Annotated in this window: 30 protein-coding genes; all 30 read right to left on the bottom strand. The window is 40.6% G+C overall.

What is annotated here, in order from left to right:
- Position 1 precedes the first annotated feature (1 nt).
- Positions 2–1,738, bottom strand: a complete 1,737-nt coding sequence (locus OCV72_RS10580) for a [FeFe] hydrogenase, group A (protein WP_055283735.1) — start codon at positions 1,736–1,738, stop codon at positions 2–4.
- The gene (locus tag OCV72_RS10575; RefSeq protein WP_055283733.1) at positions 1,732–3,564 is read right to left on the bottom strand and encodes an NAD(P)-binding protein; all 1,833 of its coding nucleotides are present in this window, start codon (positions 3,562–3,564) and stop codon (positions 1,732–1,734) included. Before OCV72_RS10575 ends, OCV72_RS10580 begins: the two co-directional genes overlap by 7 nt.
- 293 nt (positions 3,565–3,857) lie before the next feature.
- On the bottom strand, positions 3,858–4,394 hold the full coding sequence (locus OCV72_RS10570) for a bL17 family ribosomal protein (RefSeq protein ID WP_006427410.1): 537 nt from the start codon (positions 4,392–4,394) through the stop codon (positions 3,858–3,860).
- Between the two features lie 90 nt (positions 4,395–4,484).
- Positions 4,485–5,444, bottom strand: coding sequence for a DNA-directed RNA polymerase subunit alpha (locus tag OCV72_RS10565; RefSeq protein ID WP_022415190.1), 960 nt, complete (start codon positions 5,442–5,444; stop codon positions 4,485–4,487).
- Positions 5,445–5,473: 29 nt separating this feature from the next.
- The gene (gene rpsD / locus OCV72_RS10560) at positions 5,474–6,067 is read right to left on the bottom strand and encodes a 30S ribosomal protein S4 (protein ID WP_028088447.1); all 594 of its coding nucleotides are present in this window, start codon (positions 6,065–6,067) and stop codon (positions 5,474–5,476) included.
- A gap of 66 nt (positions 6,068–6,133) precedes the next feature.
- Entirely contained in the window at positions 6,134–6,529 is a 396-nt protein-coding gene (gene rpsK, locus OCV72_RS10555; RefSeq protein ID WP_005332330.1) for a 30S ribosomal protein S11, read from the bottom strand.
- Between the two features lie 32 nt (positions 6,530–6,561).
- Positions 6,562–6,930, bottom strand: a complete 369-nt coding sequence (rpsM, locus tag OCV72_RS10550; RefSeq protein ID WP_022415191.1) for a 30S ribosomal protein S13 — start codon at positions 6,928–6,930, stop codon at positions 6,562–6,564.
- 263 nt (positions 6,931–7,193) lie between these two features.
- Positions 7,194–7,307, bottom strand: coding sequence for a 50S ribosomal protein L36 (rpmJ, locus tag OCV72_RS10545; RefSeq protein ID WP_003022746.1), 114 nt, complete (start codon positions 7,305–7,307; stop codon positions 7,194–7,196).
- A gap of 153 nt (positions 7,308–7,460) precedes the next feature.
- Positions 7,461–7,679, bottom strand: a complete 219-nt coding sequence (gene infA / locus OCV72_RS10540; RefSeq protein WP_004607275.1) for a translation initiation factor IF-1 — start codon at positions 7,677–7,679, stop codon at positions 7,461–7,463.
- 12 nt (positions 7,680–7,691) lie between these two features.
- Complete coding sequence (locus tag OCV72_RS10535) at positions 7,692–7,940, bottom strand: KOW domain-containing RNA-binding protein (RefSeq protein ID WP_028088448.1); 249 nt, start codon at positions 7,938–7,940, stop codon at positions 7,692–7,694.
- Positions 7,941–7,966: 26 nt separating this feature from the next.
- On the bottom strand, positions 7,967–8,731 hold the full coding sequence (gene map, locus OCV72_RS10530) for a type I methionyl aminopeptidase (RefSeq protein ID WP_055283731.1): 765 nt from the start codon (positions 8,729–8,731) through the stop codon (positions 7,967–7,969).
- A 4-nt stretch (positions 8,732–8,735) separates the two neighbouring features.
- Positions 8,736–9,380: an adenylate kinase gene (locus OCV72_RS10525; protein WP_055283729.1), complete on the bottom strand. Its 645-nt coding sequence runs from the start codon at positions 9,378–9,380 to the stop codon at positions 8,736–8,738.
- Positions 9,381–9,440: 60 nt separating this feature from the next.
- Complete coding sequence (secY, locus tag OCV72_RS10520; protein WP_055283727.1) at positions 9,441–10,757, bottom strand: preprotein translocase subunit SecY; 1,317 nt, start codon at positions 10,755–10,757, stop codon at positions 9,441–9,443.
- A complete protein-coding gene (rplO, locus tag OCV72_RS10515; protein WP_055283725.1) occupies positions 10,757–11,197 on the bottom strand; it encodes a 50S ribosomal protein L15 in 441 nt (146 codons plus the stop codon). The genes secY and rplO overlap by 1 nt, the downstream gene beginning before the upstream one ends.
- Positions 11,198–11,226: 29 nt before the next feature.
- Positions 11,227–11,406: a 50S ribosomal protein L30 gene (gene rpmD, locus OCV72_RS10510; protein WP_006427401.1), complete on the bottom strand. Its 180-nt coding sequence runs from the start codon at positions 11,404–11,406 to the stop codon at positions 11,227–11,229.
- Between the two features lie 14 nt (positions 11,407–11,420).
- Positions 11,421–11,930: a 30S ribosomal protein S5 gene (gene rpsE, locus OCV72_RS10505; RefSeq protein ID WP_006427400.1), complete on the bottom strand. Its 510-nt coding sequence runs from the start codon at positions 11,928–11,930 to the stop codon at positions 11,421–11,423.
- A 14-nt stretch (positions 11,931–11,944) separates the two neighbouring features.
- Positions 11,945–12,313 carry a 50S ribosomal protein L18 gene (rplR, locus tag OCV72_RS10500; protein ID WP_022415193.1) on the bottom strand — a complete coding sequence of 123 codons (369 nt, stop codon included), beginning with the start codon at positions 12,311–12,313 and terminating at the stop codon, positions 11,945–11,947.
- 17 nt (positions 12,314–12,330) lie between these two features.
- On the bottom strand, positions 12,331–12,873 hold the full coding sequence (gene rplF, locus OCV72_RS10495) for a 50S ribosomal protein L6 (RefSeq protein WP_028088453.1): 543 nt from the start codon (positions 12,871–12,873) through the stop codon (positions 12,331–12,333).
- A 126-nt stretch (positions 12,874–12,999) separates the two neighbouring features.
- Entirely contained in the window at positions 13,000–13,401 is a 402-nt protein-coding gene (rpsH, locus tag OCV72_RS10490; protein WP_055283723.1) for a 30S ribosomal protein S8, read from the bottom strand.
- A 12-nt stretch (positions 13,402–13,413) separates the two neighbouring features.
- Positions 13,414–13,599 (bottom strand): type Z 30S ribosomal protein S14, encoded by a 186-nt coding sequence (locus OCV72_RS10485; protein WP_006427396.1) that lies wholly within the window; start codon positions 13,597–13,599, stop codon positions 13,414–13,416.
- Between the two features lie 11 nt (positions 13,600–13,610).
- The gene (rplE, locus tag OCV72_RS10480; RefSeq protein WP_028088455.1) at positions 13,611–14,150 is read right to left on the bottom strand and encodes a 50S ribosomal protein L5; all 540 of its coding nucleotides are present in this window, start codon (positions 14,148–14,150) and stop codon (positions 13,611–13,613) included.
- Positions 14,151–14,173: 23 nt separating this feature from the next.
- A complete protein-coding gene (gene rplX / locus OCV72_RS10475; protein ID WP_022416484.1) occupies positions 14,174–14,485 on the bottom strand; it encodes a 50S ribosomal protein L24 in 312 nt (103 codons plus the stop codon).
- 15 nt (positions 14,486–14,500) lie between these two features.
- Complete coding sequence (gene rplN, locus OCV72_RS10470; protein ID WP_006427393.1) at positions 14,501–14,869, bottom strand: 50S ribosomal protein L14; 369 nt, start codon at positions 14,867–14,869, stop codon at positions 14,501–14,503.
- Between the two features lie 19 nt (positions 14,870–14,888).
- Positions 14,889–15,143 carry a 30S ribosomal protein S17 gene (gene rpsQ / locus OCV72_RS10465; protein WP_022416483.1) on the bottom strand — a complete coding sequence of 85 codons (255 nt, stop codon included), beginning with the start codon at positions 15,141–15,143 and terminating at the stop codon, positions 14,889–14,891.
- A 37-nt stretch (positions 15,144–15,180) separates the two neighbouring features.
- On the bottom strand, positions 15,181–15,384 hold the full coding sequence (gene rpmC / locus OCV72_RS10460) for a 50S ribosomal protein L29 (RefSeq protein WP_028088456.1): 204 nt from the start codon (positions 15,382–15,384) through the stop codon (positions 15,181–15,183).
- A complete protein-coding gene (rplP, locus tag OCV72_RS10455) occupies positions 15,374–15,811 on the bottom strand; it encodes a 50S ribosomal protein L16 (protein ID WP_006427390.1) in 438 nt (145 codons plus the stop codon). The genes rpmC and rplP overlap by 11 nt, the downstream gene beginning before the upstream one ends.
- 2 nt (positions 15,812–15,813) lie before the next feature.
- Positions 15,814–16,467 carry a 30S ribosomal protein S3 gene (gene rpsC, locus OCV72_RS10450; protein ID WP_006427389.1) on the bottom strand — a complete coding sequence of 218 codons (654 nt, stop codon included), beginning with the start codon at positions 16,465–16,467 and terminating at the stop codon, positions 15,814–15,816.
- Positions 16,468–16,478: 11 nt separating this feature from the next.
- The gene (gene rplV, locus OCV72_RS10445; RefSeq protein WP_004607294.1) at positions 16,479–16,865 is read right to left on the bottom strand and encodes a 50S ribosomal protein L22; all 387 of its coding nucleotides are present in this window, start codon (positions 16,863–16,865) and stop codon (positions 16,479–16,481) included.
- A 26-nt stretch (positions 16,866–16,891) separates the two neighbouring features.
- Positions 16,892–17,173 carry a 30S ribosomal protein S19 gene (gene rpsS, locus OCV72_RS10440; RefSeq protein WP_006427388.1) on the bottom strand — a complete coding sequence of 94 codons (282 nt, stop codon included), beginning with the start codon at positions 17,171–17,173 and terminating at the stop codon, positions 16,892–16,894.
- 23 nt (positions 17,174–17,196) lie between these two features.
- Entirely contained in the window at positions 17,197–18,039 is an 843-nt protein-coding gene (gene rplB / locus OCV72_RS10435) for a 50S ribosomal protein L2 (protein WP_055283721.1), read from the bottom strand.
- Positions 18,040–18,058 lie beyond the last annotated feature (19 nt).

Here is an 18,058-nt window from a genome sequence, read left to right as displayed (position 1 = left end):
TTTAAAAACGTTCCAAATTGTGCTCAGTATGTAACAGCATGTGTGATTTCGGCGAATTTGGTTTTACAAAATATTCTTCATACATTTTTTGTACATCATGATTTTCATGCGAAAATCTGCGTTTTGCATTCTCATCCAGATGATAGAGTTTACGTCCTCTTTCGTATGCCATCTCCCTTCCATCATGAATCGGCTGTCCACCGCCGCCTACACATCCTCCGGGACAAGCCATGACTTCTACGAAGTCGTAATGTACTTCCCCTTTGTTAATACGGTCCAGAAGTGCCCGTGCATTGCCTAGACCACTAACTGCAGCCGTTCTGACAGTTACATTGTCAATCTGGAAATCCGCCTCCTGGATTCCCTCATTCTCATTGAATCCTGTACTTCTTACCGCTTTAAATGCATCTTCCGGCGGATTCTCACTCTTAAGTAGATAGTATGCCGTACGAAGAGCTGCCTCCATGACACCTCCTGTTGCACCAAAAATTACACCTGCTCCTGTTCCATCCTGCATCGGCCGGTCACTTTCTATATCTGACAGTGTATCCGGACTGATATGCGCTGATTTGATCATCTTTGTCAGTTCTCTCGTCGTAATAACCGTATCAACATCATGTCCTTCATATTCCTGATAGAACAGTTCCATCTCCTTTTCTTCTTTTTTTGCCACACATGGCATTACTGATACTGTGTAAATCCTCTGCGGAGATACTCCGAGCTTCTCTGCAAAGTAAGTCTTCATCACAGCTCCGAACATCTGCTGCGGTGATTTCGCCGTTGAAAGCTGTCTCACCAGATGTGGATACTGTGATTTGATAAATCTAAGCCATCCCGGGCAACAGGAAGTAAACATCGGACGCTCTTTCAATTCCCCTGCAGTAAATCTGTGCAAAAATTCCGTCCCTTCTTCCATAATTGTCAAGTCAGCCGAAAATGTGGTGTCAAAAGCATAGTCGACTCCCATTCTCTTCAAAGCGTCAAGGATCTTTCCAACTGTTGCTTCATCATCAGAAAGTCCAAATTCCTCACCCCATGCTGTTCTGACAGCCGGAGCTACCTGTGCAACTACAATCTTGTCCGGATCTGCAATTGCATCCCATATATCTTCTGTATCATCTCTTACTCTTAACGCACCAACCGGACAATGTGTAATACACTGTCCGCATAATGCGCAGTCAGCTTCTTCTATTGTCCTGTGACCAGCCACATTGATCGTAGTTCTTGATCCTGTTCCTTCCACATCCCATACACCAAGTCCCTGTACTTTTTCACAAACCTGTACACAGCGCATGCATTTTATACACTTGGAAGAATCCCTGATCAATGGGAATTCTTTATTCCATGGCTGTCTTTCAATCTCCATTTTAAACGGAATATCTATAATATTCAGGTCATTTGCAACCGTCTGAAGACTACAGTTTCCACTTCTGGAACAGGTAACACATTCACAGTCATGCTGCGAAAGGATCAGCTCTACCGTTGTTCTTCTGTGTCTTCTGACTTTCGGACTGTTCGTATGAATGACCATACCTTCTTTTGCGACATTATTGCATGAGGTGATAAGTTTCTCTTTTCCTTCTAATTCCACTACACAGACACGACAGGCCGCAATTTCATTGATTCCTTTTAAATAACAAAGTTTCGGAATTGGAATTCCATTCTGGGATGCAGCTTCCATGATCGTGGTATTCTCTTTTACCGTTATCTCTCTTCCATCTATTGTAAGATTTACCATAATGTCTCTCTGCCTCCCTTAAATATACCGTATCCGAAGTGATCACAGCGAAGACATCTTCCTGCTTCCTGTTTCGCTTCTTTTTCTGTCATACAATTTTCCACTGCCTCAAAATCGCAGACTCTTTCACACGCTTCTCTTTCTGTAAGATTTACTCTTCCACAAGGTGTACGATCATCCAGATGCGCTTCCGGAATTTCAACATCGCAGGAAATCTCATGATGATATCCAAGATACTCATCAATATTAGCTGCTACGACTTTTGCAGCTGCAATTGCCTTAATAACTGAAGCCGGTCCGCTTGCACAGTCTCCTCCGGCAAATACACCCGGAAGGTTCTCGAATGCGCCCGTGCTTTTGGTAACAATTTTCCCACGTTCAACCGGAATACCAGCCTGTTCAAAGTGATGTGTTTCGATATTCTGTCCGATTGCTACGATTAATACATCGCATGGTATGTAAATATCTTCTTCACCTGTAGGTTTGATGCTTGCTCTTCCGTCTCTGATCGAGCTCACCATCTGAGGGGTCACATAGATTCCTTTTACATGATGATTCTCATCTACATCAATGGATGACGGTGCTTTCAATGTCTGTAATTCAATACCTTCTGCAACTGCTCCGTCTATTTCTCCCGGAAGTGCAGTCATATCCGCAACCCTTCGTCTGTAAACGATACTTACTTTCTTGGCACCCAGACGTTTTGCTGTACGGACTGCATCCATGGATACGTTACCTCCACCGATAACAGCAACCTCTTTTCCTGTCAAATCCATAATCTGATTCTTCCCTACGTTACGCAGGAACTGTACAGCTGATAGGATTCCGTCTGCATCTTCATTTTCCAATCCTAATTTTTTATCTGTACTTGCCCCGATTGTAATCAGAACAACATCGTATTCCTGTCTCAATTGCTGGATTGTAATATCCTGACCGATCTTCAGACCATTTTTCACCTGTACACCTGTCTTCAGTATCGCACGGATATCATCGTCAAGTCTGTCTTTCGGAAGTCTGTAGTTCGGAATACCATAACGAAGCATTCCTCCTAATTTCGGAAGCATCTCATATACAGTTGTCTGATGTCCCATTAACTGCAGATAATAAGCTGCACTCAAACCACCAGGTCCTCCACCAAGGATTGCAATCTTTTTTCCTGTATCCGGTGCACACTGCGGAGGATCAACTTCTCCCGCAAAATCTGCTGCTACACGTTTTAATCCACGAATATTAATAGAATCATCCACCATATTTCTTCTACATCTTGCTTCACATGGATGTTCACAGATAAATCCACATGTAGTCGGGAACGGATTATCTTTTCTCAGCAGACGGATCGCATCTGCATATCTGCCTTCACCTACCAGTGCAACATATCCCGGAATATCTACATGTGCAGGACATAAAGATACACATGGTACCGGCTGATTATAGGTACAGGTACATCTTCCGTTCTGGATATGTTCAACGTAATCATCACGATAACCGATCAATCCTTTGTATACCATATTAGCAGCCTCATATCCGATTGCACAGTCTGCTGATTCCATGATTGAAAGTGCAGTCTGCTCCATAATATCCAGCGTCTTCATAGTTGCTTTTCCATCCAGTACTTCACGGATGAAATTGTTCAATTGACCTAATCCGATACGGCAAGGTACACATTTTCCACAGGTCTGTGCATGACATAACTCAAGAAATGCTCTTGCCATATCTACAGGACATAATCCCGGAGGACTTGATTCGATTCTTCTTTCCAGATCTTTATAAAGGCCTTCCATTACGATCTTTGCTTTTTTTGGAGAGGCAATTTCCAGTCTGCTCATTCTTTATTCCTACCTTCCATCTGTTTGTTTTCAATTTACAGTACATATGAATTGCAATTATCAGTTTTTTGCGCAATTCATTTCAAATGTGATATCGGTATTATATCATTTATTCGATAATTTGTAATCATATTTGTTAATAGTAGTAAATTTAACGCTATAGTCAGATTTTTAACAAATCTTGATTATCTGTTTTACGAAATTTCCTGTCTGTCTTTTTTCGGTGTCATTTATGCAGAAAAAAACCTCACACATGATTGTGTGAGGTTTTCAATATTTTTATTGACTTCTAACTATACAAGTTCAATCAGAACTTCCATAGCTGCATCACCTTTACGCTGACCAATCTTAACGATTCTTGTGTATCCACCGTTACGATCTGCATACTTAGGAGCGATCTCATCGAATAATTTTGCTACAAGATCAACTTCTTTTGTATTTTTCTTCTTTCCAGCCTGTGCAGTTGGAACTTCCTTTACAGGATAAAGAACCTTCAGCATCTGACGACGAGCATGCAGTCTGCTTGGCATATCCTTTTTGATTGTTTTATCAACTTCGTCATATACAGTAACTTTCTTACCATCTACAACTTCTTTTACTCTCTTGCCATCTTTATCTTTGCGGGCAACTTTAGCTTTTACAGTAACTTCTTCGAAGTTATCTTTTTCTTTAACAGCTAATGCGATAAGTCCTTCAGCGATCTTGCGGATCTCTTTAGCCTTAGCTTCTGTTGTAACGATCTTACCGTTGTTCAGAAGTGCTGTTACCTGGTTTCTTAATAATGCTTTTCTCTGGCTTGATGTTCTGCCAAGTTTTCTATATTTTGCCATTTTAAATATCCTCCATTATAACACTTGGTTATGCTTCTTCGGGCTTACTAGCCAAATGCTCTGCCATGCACTTACGGGCTTACTGACAGATTATTCTTCACCTTTGCTGAGGCTTAAGCCTAACTCATCTAATTTTGCAAGTACTTCTTCCAGAGACTTACGTCCAAGGTTACGTACTTTCATCATATCTTCCGGTGTTCTGTTTGTCAGTTCTTCAACTGTATTGATACCAGCTCTCTTCAGGCAATTGTATGAACGAACAGAAAGTTCAAGTTCGTCAATGCTCATCTCAAGAACTTTTTCTTTTTCATCGTCTTCTTTTTCAATCATAACTTCAGCAGCCTGTGCTACTTCTGACAGATCAATAAAGAGTTTCAGATGTTCACTAAGTACCTTTGCAGCCAAACTTACAGCTTCATCCGGAAGCAGTGTGCCGTTCGTGTATACATCCAGTGTAAGTTTATCAAAGTCTGTAATCTGTCCGACACGGGTATTCTCTACTGTAAGGTTCACTCGTTCCACTGGAGTGTAGATAGAATCAATTGGAATCACTGCGATTGGCAGTTCGTCATTCTTATTCTTATCAGCACTCACGTAGCCTCTTCCATTTGTAATGGTAAGTTCCATATACAATTTGCTGTCTGCACCGCCGTTTAATGTAGCGATTACAGTCTCCGGGTTCATGATTTCAATATCCTGATCCACCTGAATGTCAGCTGCTGTTACAACTCCTTCGCCTTCGAACTCAATATAAGCAGTCTTAGGCTCATCAGATTCAGATGTGTTTTTGATTGCCAGAGATTTCAGGTTCATGATGATCTCTGTGACATCTTCCTTAACACCCGGAATAGAACTGAATTCATGAAGTACACCATCGATCTTAACCTGGCTGATTGCTGAACCAGGCAAAGATGAAAGCATAATTCTTCTAAGAGAATTACCTAATGTTGTACCATAACCTCTTTCAAGAGGTTCTACAACGAATCTACCATATTTCTTATCATCTGAAATATCAGTTATTTCAATATTGGGTTTATTAAAATCAAACACTAAGTCCACCTCCTGTGGGTTACGGTTTATTATTTAGAATACAACTCGACGATTAACATCTCATCTACAGGAACATCGATTGCTTCACGTTTTGGAAGTTCTTTTACTGTTCCTTTCAGACCTTCCAGATCAGCTTCTAACCATTCTGGAACAAGACGTCCGCCTGTAACCTCAACGATCTCTTTGTATCTTGGTGAGTTTTTCTTAGCTTCTTTGATTTCTACAACATCTCCTGCCTTTACAAGGTATGAAGGGATGTTGATCTGTTTTCCGTTTACAAGCACGTGCTTGTGGTCAACGATCTGTCTTGCTTCACGTCTTGTTCTGGCAAGTCCAAGACGGAATACAACGTTGTCAAGTCTTGACTCTAAGAGTACCATCAGGTTTTCACCTGTCATACCATTCATCTTAGATGCTTTCTTGAAGTAGTTCAGGAAAGGTTTCTCTAATACACCATAGATGAATTTTGCTTTCTGTTTCTCACGTAACTGGAGACCATACTCGCTCATTTTTCTATTCGCTCTTTTTAACTGTCTGTTAGACTTTTTATCAATTCCTAAATAAACTGGATCCATTCCGAGGGATCTGCATCTTTTAAGAACCGGAACTCTATTTACTGCCATGTTTTTGTTTTCCTCCTATATAATTCGGACACATACAATCCGTTAACGTAGTGAATAATAATAGTACTAGACTCTTCTGCGTTTTGGTGGACGGCAACCATTGTGTGGTACTGGTGTAACGTCTCTGATACTTGTTACATCGATTCCGCATGCCTGCAGAGCACGAATTGCTGCTTCTCTACCTGAACCTGGTCCTTTAACCATTACGTCAACTGATTTTAAACCATGTACTAATGCTGCTTTAGCTGCTGTTTCAGCTGCCATCTGAGCTGCATAAGGGGTAGATTTTCTTGAACCTCTGAATCCGAGACCGCCTGCACTTGCCCATGACAGAGCATTTCCCTGTGCATCTGTTAATGTTACGATTGTGTTATTAAAAGATGACTGGATGTGAGCCTGTCCGTGTTCAACGTTTTTCTTGACACGTTTCTTTGTCACTTTTTTTGTAACTTTCTTTGCCATAATAAAACTAACCTACTCTTTCCTCAAATAAATTATTTCTTCTTGTTTGCTACTGTTCTCTTAGGACCTTTTCTTGTTCTTGCATTTGTCTTAGTCTTCTGACCACGAACCGGAAGTCCTTTTCTGTGACGGATTCCTCTATAGCATCCGATTTCCTGTAATCTCTTGATGTTGAGAGCGATTTCTCTACGAAGATCACCTTCTACTGTCTGTGTCTCATCGATTACAGCACTGATTTTCTTTACATCATCGTCTGTAAGATCTCTACAACGAATATCAGGATTAACTCCTGCCTCTGTCAAGATACGAGTTGCGCTTGTTCTACCGATTCCGTAGATATAAGTCAGTCCGATCTCAACACGTTTGTCTCTTGGTAAGTCTACACCTGCTATACGAGCCATGTGAATTTCCTCCATTTTCTTTCATTGTTAATTGTCTTTAATAGGGGACCTGTATTTTTGTCCCAGGCATGTTCGGTATCATGCCCTTTCCGGCCACCGCTCATAGTGTTGGAAGCTATGCGGTAATGACGAGCCGGCATTAGAAGCAATATACGAGGATCATCACCGGTCTTTCGGGTGCGCCTTGTATATTTAAAATAGTTTCCACACCGCCTGGCGTGTCCACTATCAGCCGCCTAAATACATCAAACATTCTTCAGAAATTAACCCTGACGCTGTTTGTGTTTTGGATTTTCGCAGATAATGCGAATGCTTCCTTTTCTTTTAATTACTTTGCATTTTTCGCAAATTGGTTTTACTGATGATCTAACCTTCACGGGGATCCTCCTTTCATCCATTGCTATGCCTTTGTTGCTACACATTTCCATTTGAAATCGCAACTCAGAGATTTCAGTGCATAAACATGCCTAGAAAACGTGCTTATATAGTATAGCATCTATTTGCAATATAAGTCAATAGTTTTTTTGAATTTATTTATCTCTCCAGATAATTCTTCCTTTTGAAAGGTCATATGGAGACAGTTCTAATGTTACTTTATCTCCCGGCAGGATCTTGATGAAGTTCATTCTCAGTTTACCGCTGATATGAGCTAATACCTGATGTCCATTCTCAAGTTCTACCTGAAACATTGCGTTTGGCAGTTTTTCTACTACAGTTCCTTCAATTTCAATAACGTCAGCCTTTGACATTCTATCTTCCTCCTACTTTTCTTCTTTCATCCAATCCTTAATTAACTTTCTTATGCCTGCATCATCAAGTTCTTTCATATTATATGTGCCATGAACGATCTGCACATGTTTTTTTTTCTTTTTTTTAGGATGGACGAGTGTTCTGATTCGTCCATCCACCAGATATACATATGTATCGTCCACTTCTTTTATGATATACATCTTTGCTTTATCATGTCCGGCTTTTGATCTTGCAAGCATGCCTGCTTCATACATCACCATATCTGTTTCCTCTTACTTATATAAGTCTATTCATTCTCACAGGTTAAGGACAGAATTCTAGGTTCGCCTTCGGTGATCAATATCGTATTCTCATAATGTGCCGATAAAGAACCATCTCTTGTTACAACTGTCCAGTCATCGTCCAGCCAGTCAACTTCATGTGTTCCTATATTGATCATCGGCTCGATGGCAAGTGTCATACCTGGTCTTAATCTCACACCTTTACGTCCCACTTCATAATTCGGAATTTCAGGTGCCTCATGAAGTGCTGTTCCGATTCCATGTCCACATAGATCTCTTACAACACCATAACCTCTTTCTTCTGCATATCTGCCGATCGCACCGGATATATCAAATAAATGATTCCCTGCTTTGGCAAATTTTATTCCTTCGAAGAAGCTTTCTTTTGTAACCCGAATCAATTTTTTTGCTTCCTCACTGACTTCACCGACCGCATGCGTTCTTGCCGCATCTGAATGATAGCCCTTATAAATAACTCCTGCGTCCAGACTGACAATATCGCCTTCCTGAATGATCCTGTGTTTATCCGGAATTCCATGAACAACTTCCTGATTCACTGATACACAGATGGATGCCGGATATCCATTATAATTCAAAAAAGAAGGAATGCATCCATAACTTCTGATAATCTCCTCACCCAGAGTATCAATATCTTTCGTACTCATTCCCGGACGGAGTGCTTTCTCCAGTTCATTATGAACCCGTTCAAGTATCTTACCGGCTTCCGCCATTAATTCGATTTCTCTTTCGGACTTAATTGTAATTGCCATGATCTTATGCTCCAAGTATCTCTACGATTGCTGCAAATACATCATTAATATCAACTGTTCCGTCAACAGTTTTTAAAATACCGGCTTTTGTATAATAATCAATCAACGGCTGTGTCTGCTCATGATATACGTTCAGTCTCTTCTGAACTGTCTCTGGTTTATCATCATCTCTTAAAATCAGTTCTTTTCCGCAAACATCACAGATTCCCTCTGTCTTTGTCGGTGCATATACCAGGTGATAAGTTGCTCCACATCCTACGCATGCGCGTCGTCCACCCATACGGTTTACAATGTTCTCATCCGGGACATTTACATCGATTGCATAGTCAACCTTGTCTCCCAGTGCTGCAAGTGCCTTATCCAGTGCTTCTGCCTGTGGAATTGTTCTCGGAAAACCATCTAAAACATATCCGTTCTTGCAATCATCCTGCTGTACGCGGTCTACTACGAGATCTACTACCAGTTCATCCGGAACTAACAAGCCCTGATCCATGTATGTTTTTGCCTTATTTCCCAGTTCTGTACCATTCTTGATATTGGCTCTGAAGATATCTCCTGTGGAAATGTGTGGGATATCATATTTTGCTGCAATTTTTTTTGCCTGGGTTCCTTTGCCCGCTCCTGGGGCACCTAACATAATAATTTTCATTTGGCGGTTCCTCCTTATAGCATTTTAACCCGCGAAAAAAACTTCCCGCGAGTCAAAATATTAACTATTTAAAAATCCCTTGTATGTTCTTACAAGTGTCATTGAATCAATTTGCTTAAGTGTTTCCAATACTACACTGACAATAATGATCAGAGAAGTACCACCAAAGGATACTTTTGCTCCAAGCCATCCGTTGAATAATATCGGAACAATCTGTACCAGAATCAATCCGCATGCACCAACAAAAATAATATAATTCAAGATTTTTGTCAAATATTCTACTGTTGGTCTTCCCGGACGAATTCCCGGTATAAATCCACCGCTCTTCTTCATATTATTTGCAATCTCCAATGGATTAAATGTAATTGAAGTGTAAAAATATGCGAAGAATACAGTCAGGACAATATATAGTACCAGTCCCCACGAATACTTGATCTGTTCCGGATTACACCAGTTGCTCTGGTTTAATCCACGAAGAATCTCACTTCCGATTCCACTACCATTATCTTTTCCAAGAAAAGTTGCAATTACGATTGGAAACTGCATCAAAGATGATGAAAAGATAATAGGGATAACGCCTGCCGTGTTAACCTTCAGCGGAATATTAGTGGACTGTCCACCATATGATCTTCTTCCAACCACTTTCTGGGAATACTGTACAGCAATTCTTCTTTCTCCATCCTGCAGGATTACGGTAAAAACAACCAATGCTAAGATGATTGCAATGATTACACATACTGCAAGACCAGCGGAAGCAATCGCTTTTCCTTTCACGAACTGGTCAAATAACGTCGTCATATCACTCGGAATACGAGAGATAATGTTGATCACCAGGACAATAGATATACCATTGCCCACACCTTTTTCTGTAATTCTCTCACCAATCCACATCAGGAAAGCGGATCCTGCCGTGAGTGTTAATACGACAATTGCTGCATTAACAAAATTATACTTCACCAGAAGTCCCTGACGGCCGAATCCAACTGCCATAGCGCCGGATTCAATTAAAGCAAGACCAACGGTAAGATATCTTGTAATAGCAACAATCTTCTTTCTTCCAGTCTCGCCGTCACGCTGCATCTCTTCTAACTGCGGAATTGCAATTGTAAGCAGCTGAACTATGATTGATGAAGTAATATAAGGTGTAATACTTAAGGCAAATACAGACATTTGCTCAAAAGAGCCACCGGTGAAGGCGTTAAACAAATTGAACGCCTCTCCAGTGTTTTGAGCAAAGAAATTCTTAATATATTCACCATTTACGCCTGGTGTTGGCAACTGCGATCCAATTCGTATTACGATTAACATCAAAAATGTATATCCGATCTTCTTTCGAATATCCTTTATCTTGAATGCCTTTCGAAATGCTTCTAACATTAGATCACCTCTGCTTTTCCACCTAACGCCTCGATCTTAGCTACAGCTCCTGCACTGAATGCATCTGCCTGAACTGTAAGCTTCTTAGTAAGTTCGCCATTTCCAAGAATCTTAACTCCATCCTTTGGATTTGTAACGATACCCTGTTCGATTAATGTATCTACAGTAACAACTGTATCATTTTCAAATACTTCAAGAGTACTTACGTTGATACCAACGATTGTCTTAGTGTTTCTGTTAGTGAAACCTCTCTTTGGTATTCTTCTATATAATGGCATCTGACCACCTTCGAAACCAGGTCTTGTACCGCCTGAACGAGCTTTCTGACCTTTATGTCCCTTACCAGCTGTCTTACCATTTCCAGAACCGTGTCCACGTCCTCTTCTGAAATTATCACTCTGCTTTGATCCGTCAGCAGGTCTTAAGTTAGATAAATCCATTGTGACACCTCCTTATCCGAATAAATGAATTATACTTCTTCTACTTTTACCAGGTGAGAAACCTGTTTAACCATACCTCTTGTTGCTGCATTATCTGGAAGTACAACAGTTTTGTTCAGCTTCTTAAGTCCTAATGCTTCAACAGTTTTCTTATGCTTAGGTACAGCACCGATTGTAGATTTTACTAATGTGATTTTTAAATCTGCCATTTTGTTCTACCTCCTTAGCCAAAGATCTCTTCAACAGATTTACCGCGAAGCTTAGCTACTTCTTCCGGAGTTTTAATCTGGCGTAATCCTTCGATTGTAGCAAGTACAACGTTCTGTTTGTTGTTAGAACCAAGAGATTTTGTACGGATATTCTTGATTCCTGCCATCTCGATTACGGCACGTGCTGGACCACCAGCGATAACTCCAGTACCTTCTGGAGCCTTCTTAAGTAATACAGAAGCGCCTCCGAATTTACCGATATAATCATGTGTTACACTGTCATTTTCATCTAATGCTACAGAGATGAGATTTTTAGCTGCATCTTCTTTTCCTTTGCGGATTGCTTCCGGAATTTCTGTAGCTTTTCCTAAACCTGCACCAACATGGCCATTTCCGTCACCAACAACTACTAAAGCTGTGAATCTCATATTACGGCCACCCTTAACAACTTTGGTTACACGTTTAATTGATACTACTTTTTCGTTTAATTCTAATGAATTAGCATCAATACGTTCCTGTCTCATGTGTGCTCCTCCTTCTAGAAATTCAACCCAGCTTCTCTAGCTGCGTCTGCTAATGCCTGTACTTTACCCTGATAAATAAATCCGCCTCTGTCGAAGACAACGTCTTTAATACCTTTTTCAAGGGCCTTTTCTGCGATTACTTTTCCTAAATATGCTGCTGCATCAACGTTGTTAGTTTTCTCCAGGTTTGCTTTCACATCTTTCTGAAGAGTGGAAGCGGAAACCAGTGTATTTCCAACTGTATCGTCAATAATTTGAGCATACATATGATTATTACTTCTGAATACCGCTAAACGTGGGCACTCAGCTGTACCAGATAAACGGTTACGTAATTTTCTGTGCTTGTTTACGCGAACTTCACTTCTTGATTTTTTGCTAACCATTTTCACACTCTCCTTACTTATTTTTTACCAGTCTTACCAACTTTACGTCTGATAACTTCATCAGCATACTTAATACCTTTACCTTTGTATGGCTCCGGTCTTCTCTTGTCTCTGATCTCAGCCGCAAACTGACCAACTTTTTCTTTACTGAGTCCTTTAACGATGATCTTGTTCTGACCTTCAACTACTGTCTCAATGCCTTCAGGATCTTCCATCTCGACTGGATGAGAATAACCAAGGTTCAGTGTTAATTTGTTACCTGATTTTGCTGCTCTGTATCCAACACCGTTAACTTCCAGAACCTTCTGGTATCCTTCCGTTACACCAATAACCATGTTATTGATCAGTGTTCTTGTAAGACCATGTAAAGATTTCATTTTCTTTAAGTCATTTGGTCTTGTTACAACGATTTCTTCGCCTTCCTGTTTGATTTCCATCTCTGTAGGAAGTGCTTTCTCAAGTGTTCCCTTTGGACCTTTAACAGTCACTACATTGTTCTCAGCGATCTCAACAGTTACGCCTGCCGGGATAGCGATTGGATGTCTTCCGATACGTGACATACCTTATTCCTCCTTAACTTAGATTCTCGGAAAAGCTCTTATGGCTTCTCTGTTTTCAGTTTCTATATGGCAATCAGTTCAGGCTGTGCCTTACGGCACACCTTCACTAAGTTGCTCACGGGTTTCTTACCAAATATAGCAGAGAACTTCTCCACCGATACCAAGCTTTCTTGCAGCTTTGTCAGTGATTACACCCTGGTTTGTGGAAATGATTGCTGTTCCAAGTCCACCAAATACCTTAGGTACATTCTCGCTTGAAGCGTATACACGAAGACCTGGTTTAGAAATTCTCTTAAGGCCTGTGATAACTTTCTCGTTCTTATCAGCACCATATTTCAGTGTGATGTGAATTGTTTTGAATACTCCGTCTTCAACAACATCGTATTTCTCGATATATCCTTCATCTAACAAGATATTAGCGATAGCAAGCTTCATCTTGGATGCTGGAACATCTACAGTATCATGTTTAGCAGTATTTGCATTACGGATTCTTGTAAGCATATCTGCGATTGGATCACTCATTGTCATTGTTCTTTCCTCCTACCAACTTGCTTTCTTAACACCTGGAATCTGTCCCTTGTATGCTAACTCACGGAAGCAAACACGGCAGATACCATATTTTCTCAAATATGCATGTGGACGTCCACAGATTCTGCAACGATTGTATTCTCTTGTGGAGAACTTCTGCTTGCGCTGCTGTTTCACTTTCATTGCTGTCTTAGCCATAATTTACCTCCTTATTTTGTAAATGGCATGTTGAACTGAGTGAGCAGTTCGCGTGCCTCTTCATCTGTATTAGCAGTAGTAACGAAGATGATATCCATACCTCTTACCTTATCTACTTTATCGTATTCGATCTCAGGGAAGATCAGCTGCTCTTTAATTCCGAGAGCATAGTTACCTCTTCCGTCAAATGCGTTAGGATTTACACCTCTAAAGTCACGTACACGAGGAAGAGCAAGGTTAACCAGACGGTCAACGAACTCATACATCTTTTCTCCTCTTAATGTAACTTTACATCCGATCGGCATACCCTCTCTGATTTTAAAGTTAGCAACGGACTTTTTAGCTTTACAAACTACAGCCTTCTGACCTGTAATTTTCTCCATGTCAGCGATTGCAGCATCTAAAAGTTTTGCGTTATCTTTTGCTTCACCAACACCCATGTTGATAACAACTTTATCGAGTTTTGGTACTTCCATAATATTTTTATAACCGAACTTTTTGATCATTGCATCAACGATCTCGTTCTGGTACTGTTCTTTCAGTCTACTCAAAGCTTTGGACCTCCTTCCTCAAATTAATCAATCACTTCGCCTGTTGATTTAGCGTAACGTACTTTTTTGTCTCCATCCATCTTGATACCAACTCTTGTAGCAGTTCCTTTGTGAACATACATTACGTTAGAGATATCGATTGGTCCTTCCTGACGAACGATTCCGCCTTCCTGGTTCTGAGCACTTGGTTTTGTGTGCTTTGTCAGCATATTTACGCCTTCAACGATAACCTTTCCTGTCTTCTGGTTAACAGCGATAACTTTGCCTTCTTTGTCTTTATCTTTACCGGCGATAACCTTGACTGTATCACCTTTTTTGATCTTTAACATTGACATCTTACGCGCACCTCCTTAAAGTACTTCCGGAGCCAGAGAAACAATTCTCATGAACTGTTTGTCACGAAGCTCTCTTGCTACTGGCCCGAAGATACGGGTTCCTCTTGGTGTCTTATCATCTTTTATAATTACAGCAGCATTTTCATCGAAACGGATGTAAGATCCATCTTTACGACGTGTACTGTTTACAGTACGAACAACTACAGCTTTAACTACGTCACCTTTTTTAACAACGCCGCCTGGTGTTGCATCTTTAACAGTCGCAACGATTACATCACCGATACTTGCATATCTTCTTGTTGAACCGCCAAGTACACGGATACACAGTAACTCTTTCGCACCTGTGTTGTCTGCTACTTTAAGTCTGCTTTCTTGCTGTATCATGCAGGTTTCCCTCCTTATACTATTTCACTTTTTCCATAACTTCAACAAGTCTCCATCTCTTGTCTTTTGACAGAGGTCTTGTTTCCATAACTTTTACTTTGTCGCCAATATTGCACTCATTGTTTTCATCATGTGCTTTTAATTTATATGTCTTCTTTACAATCTTCTTGTAAAGTGGATGTTTTACATGATCTTCGATTGCTACAACGATAGTTTTGTCCATCTTGTTGCTGACAACCTTACCAACTCTGGTTTTTCTAAGATTTCTTTCCACAGTCTGTAACTCCTTTCATTTTGTGAGTTTTCAGTTTCTACTGAGCTGCCTTTTCAGTGATTACTGTCTGAATTCTGGCAATATTTCTTCTTACTTCTTTAATTCTGCTTGTATTGTCCAACTGGTTTGTTGCGTTCTGGAATCTTAAATTAAAAAGTTCCTTTTTAGCAGCTACTAATTCTTCATTCAGCTCTGCAGCTGATTTTGCTTTTAAATCTTCAACAAATGCATTAATTTTCACTGTTATCACCGCCTTCTAAGTCTGCGCGAGAAACTACTTTACATTTACATGGCAGCTTGTGAGTTGCAAGACGAAGAGCCTCTTTCGCAACTTCTTCCGGTACACCTGCGATCTCAAAAAGAACGCGTCCCGGTTTAACAACAGCTACCCAGTATTCTAAGGTTCCTTTACCAGAACCCATACGTGTCTCAGCTGGTTTCGTAGTTACAGGTTTATCTGGGAATATCTTGATCCAAACTTTACCACCACGCTTGATGTAACGTGTCATAGCGATACGGGCTGCTTCGATCTGGTTAGAACGGATCCAGCAAGGTTCCGTTGCAACGATACCATATTCACCGTTTGTAATCTGGTTACCGCGAAGAGCTTTACCCTTCATGGTACCACGGAATTGTTTACGACGTTTTACTCTTTTTGGCATTAACATGATTATCTATCTCCTTCCTTAACTGTTTTCTCCGGAAGAACTTCGCCTTTGTAGATCCAAACTTTAACACCAACTTTTCCGTAAGTTGTGTTTGCTTCAGCGAATCCGTAGTCAATGTCTGCTCTCAGTGTCTGAAGAGGAATTGTTCCCTCGCTGTAGAACTCTGTACGAGCCATGTCAGCTCCACCAAGACGTCCTGATACAGAAGTCTTAACACCAAGTGCTCCAGATTTCATAGTTCTTGACATGCAGGATTTCATTGCACGTCTGAAAGAAATACGGTTCTCAAGCTGTAATGCGATGTTCTCAGCTACTAACTGAGCATCTTTATCCGGTCTCTTGATTTCTTTGATGTCAACGATTAACTTTTTATCTGTAAACTGTGCTAATTCACCTTTTACTTTCTCGATCTCTGCTCCGCCTTTACCGATTACAACACCAGGTTTTGCTGTGTAAACGATGATCTTTACGCGGTCAGATGCTCTCTCGATTTCAATTTTAGAAATACCAGCACTGTATAATCTCTTCTTAAGATATGTTCTGATTTCATGGTCTTCCACTAAGCAGTCTGCGAAATCTTTCTCTGCATACCATCTTGAGTCCCAGTCTTTGATAACTCCGACTCTCAAACCATGAGGATTAACTTTCTGTCCCATGTTTGCCCTCCTTATCTTTCATCAAGCACGAGTGTAATGTGGCTCATTCTCTTTTCGATTCTGTAAGCTCTACCCTGTGCTCTAGGTCTGATTCTCTTCATTGTTGGTCCTTTGTTTGCATAAGCCTCTGCAATGTACAGATTCTCAGCATTCATGCCGTTGTTATTCTCAGCATTTGCAATTGCAGACTCTAATAATTTTTTTATTAAACTAGAAGCATATCTTGGATTGTATGTCAAAATACCAAGTGCTGTTGTTACATCCTTACCTCTGATGGCATCTAATACGAAGCATGCTTTCTGAACAGAAACTCTTGCGTAAGATAACTTAGCAGAAGGTCTTGTATCTTTGTTAGCATTTCTTTCTCTTTTAATTTGGGATCTATGTCCTTTAGCCATGGATGAACCCTCCTTTCACAATCTAATTATCTAACTTTGGATTTCTTTTCGTCTTTTCCGTGTCCTCTGTAGGTTCTGGTTGCTACGAACTCTCCAAGTTTGTGTCCAACCATATCTTCAGTAACATATACAGGTACATGCTTTCTTCCGTCATGAACAGCAATTGTATGTCCGATCATGCTTGGGAAGATTGTAGAACGACGGGACCATGTCTTGATTACAGACTTGTCTCCAGCCTCGTTCATAGCATCAACCTTTTTAAGCAGGCTTGCGTCTGCGAATGGTCCTTTTTTAATAGAACGTGCCATAGGTTCTAACCTCCTTATGAAAACTATTTAATTGCTTTACCATCTCTTCTTCTTACGATCATCTTGTTAGAAGCTTTATTTTTCTTTCTTGTCTTAAGACCAAGTGCTGGTTTGCCCCAAGGTGTACACGGACCCGGACGACCGATTCCTGTCTTACCTTCACCACCACCATGCGGATGGTCATTCGGGTTCATAACAGAACCACGAACTGTAGGTCTGATTCCCATATGACGTTTACGTCCTGCTTTACCAATGTTGATCAGGTTGTGATCACCATTTCCAACAACTCCGACAGAAGCTCTGCACTCAAGCGGTACCATTCTCATTTCTCCTGATGGAAGTCTGAGTGTCGCATATTTTCCTTCTTTCGCCATTAACTGAGCACTGTTACCAGCGGAACGAACCATCTGTCCACCTTTTCCAGGATGAAGCTCAATGTTATGAACCTGAGTACCAACCGGAATCTGTGCTAATGGAAGGCAGTTACCGATTTTAACTTCGGCTTCTGGTCCATTCATAATTGTCATTCCATCTGTAAGTCCTTCTGGAGCGATGATATATGCTTTTTCACCATCTTCATAGCAGATCAGAGCAATATTAGCTGTTCTGTTTGGATCATATTCGATGCCAAGTACAGTTGCGTGGATATTGTCTTTTCTTCTCTTGAAGTCGATAATTCTATATTTTTTCTTAGCTCCGCCTCCGCGGTGTCTAACTGTGATTTTTCCTTGATTATTACGTCCAGCTTGTCTGCTCTTTGGAGCTAACAGAGATTTTTCTGGTGTTGTCTTTGTGATTTCAGAGAAATCAGAACCAGTCATCTGTCTTCTGGAAGGCGTATATGGGCGGTATGTTTTGATTCCCATGATAAATCTCCTTTCAATT

The sequence above is a fragment of the Dorea amylophila genome, assembly GCF_025567265.1.
Taxonomy (GTDB): Bacteria; Bacillota; Clostridia; order Lachnospirales; family Lachnospiraceae; genus Dorea_A; species Dorea_A amylophila.
This window is presented reverse-complemented; position numbering and strand designations above follow the sequence as displayed.

What these genes read in the sequence shown, in the direction of transcription:
- OCV72_RS10580 (WP_055283735.1), bottom strand. Translation starts at nt 1,738, where the DNA reads ATGGTAAATCTTACAATAGATGGAAGAGAGATAACGGTAAAAGAGAAT.
- OCV72_RS10575 (WP_055283733.1), bottom strand. Translation starts at nt 3,564, where the DNA reads ATGAGCAGACTGGAAATTGCCTCTCCAAAAAAAGCAAAGATCGTAATG.
- OCV72_RS10570 (WP_006427410.1), bottom strand. Translation starts at nt 4,394, where the DNA reads ATGGCAAAATATAGAAAACTTGGCAGAACATCAAGCCAGAGAAAAGCA.
- rpsD (WP_028088447.1), bottom strand. Translation starts at nt 6,067, where the DNA reads ATGGCAGTAAATAGAGTTCCGGTTCTTAAAAGATGCAGATCCCTCGGA.
- rpsK (WP_005332330.1), bottom strand. Translation starts at nt 6,529, where the DNA reads ATGGCAAAGAAAGTTACAAAAAAAGTGACAAAGAAACGTGTCAAGAAA.
- rpsM (WP_022415191.1), bottom strand. Translation starts at nt 6,930, where the DNA reads ATGGCTCGTATAGCAGGTGTAGACTTACCAAGAGACAAACGTGTTGAG.
- infA (WP_004607275.1), bottom strand. Translation starts at nt 7,679, where the DNA reads ATGTCAAAGGCTGACGTTATTGAAATTGAAGGAACTGTAGTAGAAAAA.
- OCV72_RS10535 (WP_028088448.1), bottom strand. Translation starts at nt 7,940, where the DNA reads ATGGTGATGTATGAAGCAGGCATGCTTGCAAGATCAAAAGCCGGACAT.
- map (WP_055283731.1), bottom strand. Translation starts at nt 8,731, where the DNA reads ATGGCAATTACAATTAAGTCCGAAAGAGAAATCGAATTAATGGCGGAA.
- OCV72_RS10525 (WP_055283729.1), bottom strand. Translation starts at nt 9,380, where the DNA reads ATGAAAATTATTATGTTAGGTGCCCCAGGAGCGGGCAAAGGAACCCAG.
- secY (WP_055283727.1), bottom strand. Translation starts at nt 10,757, where the DNA reads ATGTTAGAAGCATTTCGAAAGGCATTCAAGATAAAGGATATTCGAAAG.
- rplO (WP_055283725.1), bottom strand. Translation starts at nt 11,197, where the DNA reads ATGGATTTATCTAACTTAAGACCTGCTGACGGATCAAAGCAGAGTGAT.
- rpmD (WP_006427401.1), bottom strand. Translation starts at nt 11,406, where the DNA reads ATGGCAGATTTAAAAATCACATTAGTAAAATCTACAATCGGTGCTGTA.
- rpsE (WP_006427400.1), bottom strand. Translation starts at nt 11,930, where the DNA reads ATGAGACAGGAACGTATTGATGCTAATTCATTAGAATTAAACGAAAAA.
- rplR (WP_022415193.1), bottom strand. Translation starts at nt 12,313, where the DNA reads ATGGTTAGCAAAAAATCAAGAAGTGAAGTTCGCGTAAACAAGCACAGA.
- rplF (WP_028088453.1), bottom strand. Translation starts at nt 12,873, where the DNA reads ATGTCACGTATCGGAAGACATCCAATCGCTATCCCGGCAGGCGTAACT.
- rpsH (WP_055283723.1), bottom strand. Translation starts at nt 13,401, where the DNA reads ATGACAATGAGTGATCCAATCGCAGATATGCTTACAAGAATCCGTAAT.
- OCV72_RS10485 (WP_006427396.1), bottom strand. Translation starts at nt 13,599, where the DNA reads ATGGCTAAGACAGCAATGAAAGTGAAACAGCAGCGCAAGCAGAAGTTC.
- rplX (WP_022416484.1), bottom strand. Translation starts at nt 14,485, where the DNA reads ATGTCAATGTTAAAGATCAAAAAAGGTGATACAGTCAAGGTTATCGCC.
- rplN (WP_006427393.1), bottom strand. Translation starts at nt 14,869, where the DNA reads ATGATACAGCAAGAAAGCAGACTTAAAGTAGCAGACAACACAGGTGCG.
- rplP (WP_006427390.1), bottom strand. Translation starts at nt 15,811, where the DNA reads ATGTTAATGCCAAAAAGAGTAAAACGTCGTAAACAATTCCGTGGTACC.
- rpsC (WP_006427389.1), bottom strand. Translation starts at nt 16,467, where the DNA reads ATGGGACAGAAAGTTAATCCTCATGGTTTGAGAGTCGGAGTTATCAAA.
- rplV (WP_004607294.1), bottom strand. Translation starts at nt 16,865, where the DNA reads ATGGCTAAAGGACATAGATCCCAAATTAAAAGAGAAAGAAATGCTAAC.
- rpsS (WP_006427388.1), bottom strand. Translation starts at nt 17,173, where the DNA reads ATGGCACGTTCTATTAAAAAAGGACCATTCGCAGACGCAAGCCTGCTT.
- rplB (WP_055283721.1), bottom strand. Translation starts at nt 18,039, where the DNA reads ATGGGAATCAAAACATACCGCCCATATACGCCTTCCAGAAGACAGATG.